This window comes from Neisseria sp. P0009.S007, assembly GCF_051962515.1.
The window spans coordinates 1937-10332 of record NZ_JBQCVF010000080.1 but is presented as its reverse complement, the minus strand read 5'-3'; the positions used below and the strand labels follow the sequence as shown (position 1 = coordinate 10332).

The following is an 8396-nucleotide window of genomic DNA, read 5'->3' as shown; positions in this document are numbered from 1 at the left end:
GGTGCAATGATGCTGAGTGAATGTAAATATGTCAAAAGATGGCATTATAGTAGGTTTTATGTAAGGAAGATATTTTTATAAAAACTGATTGGCAGCTTGAAGCGGTTAACTGCCGGGTATAGAGGGAAGATTTTTGTTTACGTATTACTGATTTAGCTTGAGCATAATCTGAAAAACTGTTTTCATTTTCTGTTGATATTGTGATACAGCAAAACAAGTTCTAAAATATGCCGCTTATTTATATATTAAAAACAAGGAGAAACTGATGTCTAAGGTTGCGGTACTCGGTGGCGGTCTGTCGGGCCGTCTGATGGCGTTCCAACTGGCAGAGCAGGGCATTTCGGTCGAGTTGTTTGAGAAAGGCGAACGCGACGGCGCGCAAGCCGCCGCTTATGTTGCCGCGGCCATGTTAGCGCCGTCTGCCGAAGCGGTGGAGGCAACGCCCGAAGTCATTCGTTTGGGCAAACAAAGTATTGCGCTTTGGCGCGCGATTGTCGGCCGTCTGAATACGCCGGTGATGATGCAGGAAAACGGCAGCCTGATTGTTTGGCACACGCAGGACAAGCCGCTTTCTGCCGAGTTTGCCCGTCATTTGAAGCGCGGCGGCGTGGCAGAACATGAAACCATACGTTGGAACGCGGATGAAATCGCGGCAAACGAGCCGCAACTGGCAGGGAGGTTTTCAGACGGCCTGTATCTGCCGACAGAAGGGCAGTTGGACGGACGGCAGGTATTGAATGCGCTGGCCGATGCTTTGGAGTCAATGAATGTAGCGTGCCATTGGTCGTGCGAACGCGAAGTCGAAGATTTTGCGGCGCAATACGATTGGGTCATCGACTGCCGCGGTTATGGTGCAAAGAGCGCGTGGAACAGGCCGTCTGAAAGCGTTTTGCGCGGCGTTCGTGGCGAAGTGGCGCGCGTTTACGCCCCTGAAATCGAGCTTTCCCGCCCCGTTCGTCTGCTGCATCCGCGCTATCCTTTGTATATCGCGCCGAAGGAAAACCATATTTTTGTGATTGGTGCGACCCAAATCGAAAGCGAAAGCCAAGCGCCGGCCAGCGTGCGTTCCGGTTTGGAACTTTTGTCCGCGCTGTACGCCGTGCATCCGGCCTTTGGCGAAGCAAACCTCTTGGAGCTGGCCACCGGCCTGCGCCCAACGCTAAACCACCACAATCCCGAAATCCGCTTCAACCGCGAACGCCGCCTGATTGAAGTCAACGGCCTGTTCCGCCACGGCTTTATGATTTCTCCGGCCGTGACCGGTGCGGCTGTGCGTTTGGCCGGCGCGCTGTTTGCCGGAAGCGACATTCCCGAATACGACGAAACCAGCGGTTTGCCGTATATCCGCGCTGCGAATTGAAGCCGTTGCGGACGAAGTTGCTTGAAAATTGGGCAAATTATTTGTGAAAGACAGCCACAGGCCGTCTGAAAATGATAAAATCGCCGTCAATTCAATTAACCTTGCGTCTGAAAACCGCATGATGCCGTATTCAGACGCCAACCAATTTCCTATTTAACGATAAGCACATGACAACCCAAACCCTTTTAATTGAACTTCTCACTGAAGAACTCCCGCCAAAAGCCCTCAATAATCTGGGCAACCATTTTGCCGCTTCCGTTGCCGAAGGCTTGGAAAAAGCGCAACTGATTGACGGCGCAGCCGAATACACTGCCTACGCTTCTCCGCGCCGTTTAGCCGTTCAAGTCAAAAACGTGAAGGCCGTTCAAGCTGATCAAAAAATCGTGAAAAAAGGCCCGGCAGTGGCGAATGCCATGAAAGACGGTGCGCCGACTAAGGCTTTGGAAGGTTTTGCGCGCGGTGCGGGTGCGAAAATCGAAGACCTGACCATCATCAACGACGGCAAGCAGGATGTGTACGCCTACGAATACGTCCAAACCGGCAAACCGCTGGGCGAGCTTTTGGAAGACATCATCAATGCCGCAGTGAAAAAATTGCCGATTCCTAAAGTCATGCGTTGGGGCAGCAGCACATTTACCTTCGTGCGCCCTGTCCACGGGCTGATTGTGCTGCACGGCGGCGAGATCGTGAACGTCAGCGTTTTGGGCCTGCAAAGCGGCAATCAAACCTTGGGACACCGCTTCCTGTCCAACGGCGAAATCACCATTGAAAACGCCGACAGCTACGCCGCACAAATGCGCGAGCAAGGCAAAGTCGTAGCTTCGTTTGCCGAGCGCAAAGCTGCGATTCAGACAGCCTTGAACGAACAGGCAGGTCGTCTGAAAGCGACCGTTGCCGCCGATGAAGCCTTGTTGGACGAAGTGACTGCATTGGTCGAATGGCCTGTGGTATTGGAAGCCGGTTTTGAAGAACATTTCCTCGCCGTGCCGCAGGAATGCCTGATTCTGACCATGCAGCAAAACCAAAAATACTTCCCGCTGCTCGACCAAAACGGCAAGCTGATGAACCGCTTCCTGCTGGTCTCCAACCTGCAAACCGAAGACCCGTCGCACATCATCCAAGGCAACGAACGCGTTTTGCGTGCGCGCCTGTCTGATGCCGAGTTCTTCTACAAGCAAGACCAGAAAGCGACTTTGGAAAGCCGCCTGCCCAAGCTGGCAAACGTGGTTTATCACAACAAAATCGGTTCGCAGGCCGAACGCATCGAACGCCTGCAAAGCATTGCCGCCCACATCGCCAAAGCACTGGGCGCAGATGCCGCCGCAGCCGAACGCGCCACGCGTCTGGCAAAAGCCGACTTGGTGACCGAAATGGTCGGCGAGTTCCCCGAACTGCAAGGTACGATGGGCAAATACTACGCCCGCTTGGACGGCGAAACCGAAGAAATCGCCGAAGCCATCGAGCAGCACTACCAACCGCGTTTTGCCGGCGACAACCTGCCGAACGGCAAAGTCGCTACTGCCGTTGCGCTGGCCGACAAACTGGAAACCTTGGTCGGCATTTGGGGCATCGGTCTGATTCCGACCGGCGACAAAGACCCCTACGCCCTGCGCCGCGCTGCCTTGGGTATTTTGCGGATGCTGATGCAGTATGGCTTGGACGTGAACGAGCTGATTCAGACGACCTTCGACAGCTTCCCCAAAGGTTTGCTCAACGAAAAAACGCCGTCTGAAACCGTCGACTTCATGCAGGCGCGCCTTGCCGTGTTGCTGCAAAACGACTATCCGCAAGACATCGTCGCCGCCGTACTCGCCAAACAGCCGCGCCGTTTGGACGATTTGACCGCCAAACTGCAAGCCGTTGCCGCGTTTAAACAACTGCCCGAAGCCGCCGCGCTCGCTGCCGCCAACAAACGCGTGCAAAACCTGCTGAAAAAAGCCGATGCTGCGCTGGGCGAAGTCAATGAAAGCCTGCTGCAACAAGATGAAGAAAAAGCCCTGTATGCCGCTGCACAAGGCTTGCAGCCGAAAATCGCCGCTGCTGTTGCCGAAGGCAATTTCCAAACCGCCTTGTCCGAACTGGCTTCCGTCAAACCGCAAGTCGATGCCTTCTTCGACGGCGTGATGGTGATGGCCGAAGATGCCGCCGTGAAACAAAACCGTTTGAACCTGCTGAACCGCTTGGCAGAACAAATGAACGCAGTTGCCGACATTGCGCTCTTGAGCGAATAAGGCCGCGTTTCAGTTGACCCTTTTTCAGGCTGCCCGATGATTCAGGCAGCCTGAAGTTTTTCGGGCGTATCCCTTGCATGGCGTTCAAGGGTATAATTCAGCAGATTTGTCAGGCAGGCAAATCGCGCACATCAAACAATTTCCCACATTCAAGAGGCAGATTATGAATATTCCAGCCATCCGAACCGCACTCGATGCCGTGTTGATTCCCACCACAATACGCACTTTGGGCAGCGAAAAAGCCGTTTCGCTTCTGGAAGAGCATTCAGACGGCCTGCATATCGGCCTGAAATTCGCGTTCCCAGTTGCCCATATTGCTGCAGACATTGCCAACGTCGTTCAAGAAGCCGTCATTTCGCATACCGGCGATACCCACATTCACTTGAGTATCGATACCGAAATCGGTACGCATAAAGTTCAACCCGGCGTAGCAACCATCAAAGGCGTGAAAAACATCATCGCCGTTGCATCGGGCAAAGGCGGCGTCGGCAAATCAACGACCACAGCCAACCTTGCCACCGCAATGGCCAGAATGGGCGCGCGCGTCGGCGTACTCGATGCCGACCTGTACGGCCCAAGCCAGCCCACCATGCTCGGCGTACAAGACCGCAAACCCGATCAACAAAACAAAAAACTCATTCCTGTTGAAGCTGAAAGCGGCATTCAAGTGATGTCCATCGGTTTTCTGGTCGATACCGACCAAGCCGTCGTTTGGCGCGGCCCGATGGTCAGCCAAGCCTTGCAACAACTTATGTTCCAAAGCGAATGGGACAATGTCGATTATCTCTTCATCGACCTGCCGCCCGGTACCGGCGATATCCAATTGACCCTGTCGCAAAAAATCCCCGTAACCGGCTCCGTTGTCGTGACCACGCCGCAAGACATCGCCCTGATTGATGCACGCAAAGCCGTGGATATGTTCAACAAAGTCAATATCCCGATTTTGGGCGTTTTGGAAAACATGTCTGTCCATATTTGCTCCAACTGCGGCCATGCCGAAGCAATCTTTGGCGCAGAAGGCGGTAAAAACTTGGCAGAGCGTTTGAACGTACCGTTGCTCGGCCAGCTTCCGTTGAGCCTGCCTGTACGCGAAGCCATGGACAGCGGCACATCTTCGGCCTTGTTTGAAAACAACCAAACCATCGCCGACATCTACACCGAAGCTGCATTCCAAATCGCGCTGGCCATTGCCGATAAAGGCAAAGACTTCAGCAGCCGCTTCCCGAAAATCGTCGTCGAATAAAAAAGTTTAAAAAAAGTGTTGACAGCTGTGAGTCCCGTCTCTATAATGCACAGCTTATCGGGTCGTTAGCTCAGTCGGTAGAGCAGCGGACTTTTAATCCGTTGGTCGAGCGTTCGAATCGCTCACGACCCACCAAATATGAAAACCTGCTTTGACAAAAGCAGGTTTTTTACGTTTGGATTTTAGGATTTTGTTGAACATATTTTGTTATTGAAACAATCCATAGCACATCAAGCATCAGGCCGTCTGAAAATATCTTTCAGACGGCCTGAAGTTTTATAGGAATGGTTTTGAGAAATAAGTTTTCTACCTAGGGCAGACAAACGTTTAAAACCTAATCTGCGTCTGCAACTGCCTACGATAAACCAATACGGCAGCAGTCAGTGTGGCAAAAGAGAATGCTGACAGTAGAAGCAGATAACGGCCGATTCCGTCCAGTCCGCTGCGGTTGAGCAGTAATTCCTGAAAAGCCTTCAAGCCCCATGCCATTGGGGAAATCCAAGTGAGTTGCTGCATGGTTTCGGGCATGACGTGTGCAGGCACCATAATGCCGCCGATTGCCGCCATCAGGATGATGCCGCCGCCGCCGAGGACGACGGCGTGTTCGGTGGATTTGGCGCAGACGCTGATTAATAGCGCGTAGCCGAGTGCGGCGGCACTGACGGCAGCGGACAGCAACGCGTAGGGAACAAGGCTGCCGTTGAGTATGAGGGCGGGTACGCCGATTTCGGGCAGCAGGTAGCGGCCGAGCAGCAACATTCCGACAAACTGAAGCTGGTTAATCAGGAAATAGGGGATGAGTTTCGCTGCAATCAGGCCGGATGCGGAGGCGCGGGCGAGGCGCAGGCGGGTAATGGTGTTGGTCTGGCGTTCCAGCGCCATGACGTTCGATAGCGGTATCATGATGAAAAACATACCGAAAATCAGCCATGCGGGTACGCTGTGCTGTACGGCGTTGGGTTTTTCCACTGTGCCGCTGCCTGCGCTCAGGTAATGCTCTTCCAGCATTTTTTTATCTAAAAAGCTGCGCACGGCGGTGAATTGTTCGTCGTTTTTTCCATCCACTTTTTTCTGGATGTCTTTGCGGATGGAGCGGGGCAGTTTTTTATTATTGATTTTGATGCCGTCGTTGTTGTCGAAATAAGCGTCCAGCCGCGTTTCGGTGTAGTGCTGTTGCAAAACGCCTTTGACCGCCGCCAGCCATGAAGGCTCGGTATCGGGCGGTACATAGATTTGCAGGGCTTTGTCATCGGCAATTTTGCCGGAGGCGTGGTTCGGGTTGTGCAGCACCAGTTGGAAACGTTTGTCGTGTAGGCCGTTTTGCGCGTCGGTTAGTTTTTCAGACGGCATCAGTGTGACATGGATTTGTTCTTTCTCCAGCGCGGCGGCCAGCGCGGTATTGATACTGTCGTTTGCTACGCCAACCAGTGCGATGCGGCTGTCGGTGTGCGGGTCTTGGTCACGGCTCAGCGCCAACGACATAATCAGCATGAAGGCGATGGGCATCACAAACAACACGGCCAAACCGTGCAGGTCGCGGCAGAGCAGTTTGAGTTCTTTGAGGAGGGAGGAAATCGTCATTGTGGATTTTGCTTATCTGTTGCTGGCTCGTCTTTGCGCAGGAAATCAAGGTAAAACGTTTCCAGCGAACCGTGTCCCTGCTGGAAGTAGCGGATTTGTGCGCCGCTTTGTTGCAGGGCGGCATAAACGGCGGCGGCATCGTGTATGGTTTCCATCATACCGCGGCTGTCCACTTGTTTGGCACCTAAGGCGGCCAGCGTTTGAGGCGGCAGCGGCGGTTCGACAGTAAAGCGCACGACAGCTGTTTGCGTGCTTAAAAGCTCGTCCAAACCGCCGTGGTACACCAGCTTGCCGTGTTGCAGCAGTGCGATTTTGTCGCAAAGCTGCTCAATTTCCGACAGATAGTGCGAGGTGTAGACCACCGTTACCCCTTGCCGCGTCAAATCTGCCACGCTGTCGAGGATAAAGCGACGCGACTGCGGGTCGATGCCTACCGTGATTTCGTCGAGGAACACTAGTTGCGGCGTGTTAATCAGGCCGATAGCAAAATTCAGACGACGTTTAAGCCCGCCCGAAAGATGCTTCGCTGCTTTGTTTTTGTGGGCAGTCAGGTCGGTCTGTTCCAACAGCGCGTTCAGACGGCCTTTGTCGCGCACTTTGTAAAGCGAAGCGAAAAACAGCAGGTTGTCCCACACCGAAAGCTGCGGATAAAACGCGAAATCCTGCGGCACCAAACCGATTTTCTGCCGTTTGCTGCGGCTTAACAGGCGCAACGGCTTGCCGTCAAACAAAATTTCGCCCTGCCGTACTTCCTGCAAGCCGGCCAAAAGTGACATCAGCGTCGTTTTCCCCGCACCGTTGTGACCGAGCAGCCCCAAACATTCGCCGTCGGCAATATCGAACGACACATTGTCCAGCGCGGCAGTTTCGGCTTTGGGATAATGGTGGGAGAGGGATTGGATTTGAATCATGGTTTCAGACGGCCTTTCGAGCGATATTTAAATCGCAGCACCCCATAAATAACGGCGCTGGAATTTGCCGTCCTTAAATATAAAGCAGACGCCGAAAGGATCACCGTCCGAACCTTGTCTGCCGAACAGGTAAAGCGTCTTATCGCTGTGGCGGTAATAGGCTTTCCAGCCTTGATATACATTGCTGCCGCGTGCGGTGGCGGCAAAATCGGGTGAGAACAGTCCTTGCAGTTCGGCAGCGGGAACTGCTTGACCGTTTAGCGTGATGCGTTCAAGCGCGAACACGCTTTTGGGAATGTCGTAGTCTGTACCATAGAAAGGTTTGCCTCGATAGAGCCGCGCGGTGTATTTGTCTTTGTTGATGCCCGAGAAGTCGCTGAGTTTTGGATGGATGCGGCGGGCTACGATGTGTACCTTTTGACCGTTGCCGGACAAAGTCAGTGTATCGTCATGACCGGATTGTTCGCGCAGGCGGACGAAGTTTTTGTCGGAGGCGGGAAATGTTAAACGGCTGTAATGGATAAAGCCGGAATCGTCGGCGTTTGCCTGTTGCAGCTGAACAAAACAGAAGTCCGGCCTGTTTTCACTGAGTTCTTCTATACATTCCAACGGTGTGCCGTCGGGGATTTTTGCCAAAACTTTGGCTTTCAAATCGGGGCGTTCGCGTAAGTTGGTGTGTCCGTCGGCATCATGAACCAAGGCAAAACCGTCCTGCGGCGCGGCATGGGTTAAGGAGGAACACAAAAATAAGACAGTAGCTAGGTAACGCATTTTAAATTTCTTTTAGTTTTCAGATGGCCTGAATGTCAAAATAATTCACGGTAGATTAATCGGGATCGAATAAATCCTGATTATTTCAATAATCCCCGCCATAACGCTTCTTCATCATCCGCAATTTTGCGCAGAAATTCGGCAATGTTGCGGCAGCCGTTTTCGGACGGTTTTTTGCACTGTTTCACGCACATTGCTGCGAATTGGCGCCATTGGTCGCCGATGGCGGTCATTTGTTCTGAGGCCGTCTGAAACGCAGGTTCGTTGCAGATATGAGCGGCTTGTTCGAGGAAGTAGGC

Annotated in this window: 7 protein-coding genes and 1 tRNA gene; 4 read left to right on the top strand and 4 right to left on the bottom strand. The window is 53.1% G+C overall.

Features of this window, described 5'->3' with window-relative positions:
• Positions 1 to 265 precede the first annotated feature (265 nt).
• From ACTHS3_RS08275 to ACTHS3_RS08260, 4 genes are all read left to right on the top strand, one after another.
• Positions 266 to 1360: an FAD-dependent oxidoreductase gene (locus ACTHS3_RS08275; RefSeq protein WP_004518944.1), complete on the top strand. Its 1095-nt coding sequence runs from the start codon at positions 266 to 268 to the stop codon at positions 1358 to 1360.
• Between the two features lie 167 nt (positions 1361 to 1527).
• Positions 1528 to 3591, top strand: coding sequence for a glycine--tRNA ligase subunit beta (glyS, locus tag ACTHS3_RS08270; RefSeq protein WP_004518943.1), 2064 nt, complete (start codon positions 1528 to 1530; stop codon positions 3589 to 3591).
• A 163-nt stretch (positions 3592 to 3754) separates the two neighbouring features.
• Entirely contained in the window at positions 3755 to 4834 is a 1080-nt protein-coding gene (gene apbC / locus ACTHS3_RS08265; protein ID WP_039861859.1) for an iron-sulfur cluster carrier protein ApbC, read from the top strand.
• Positions 4835 to 4893: 59 nt separating this feature from the next.
• A tRNA-Lys gene (locus tag ACTHS3_RS08260) sits at positions 4894 to 4969 on the top strand.
• 192 nt (positions 4970 to 5161) lie between these two features.
• Here the strand turns inward: ACTHS3_RS08260 and ACTHS3_RS08255 are convergent.
• The 4 genes from ACTHS3_RS08255 to ACTHS3_RS08240 all read right to left on the bottom strand — a co-directional run.
• Positions 5162 to 6415 (bottom strand): ABC transporter permease, encoded by a 1254-nt coding sequence (locus ACTHS3_RS08255; protein WP_004518941.1) that lies wholly within the window; start codon positions 6413 to 6415, stop codon positions 5162 to 5164.
• Entirely contained in the window at positions 6412 to 7326 is a 915-nt protein-coding gene (locus ACTHS3_RS08250; RefSeq protein WP_004518940.1) for an ABC transporter ATP-binding protein, read from the bottom strand. The genes ACTHS3_RS08255 and ACTHS3_RS08250 overlap by 4 nt, the downstream gene beginning before the upstream one ends.
• A gap of 27 nt (positions 7327 to 7353) precedes the next feature.
• On the bottom strand, positions 7354 to 8097 hold the full coding sequence (locus ACTHS3_RS08245) for an SH3 domain-containing protein (RefSeq protein WP_004518939.1): 744 nt from the start codon (positions 8095 to 8097) through the stop codon (positions 7354 to 7356).
• Positions 8098 to 8177: 80 nt separating this feature from the next.
• Positions 8178 to 8396: DUF4872 domain-containing protein (locus ACTHS3_RS08240; RefSeq protein ID WP_440367650.1), on the bottom strand; the 219-nt coding region annotated here is incomplete at its 5' end.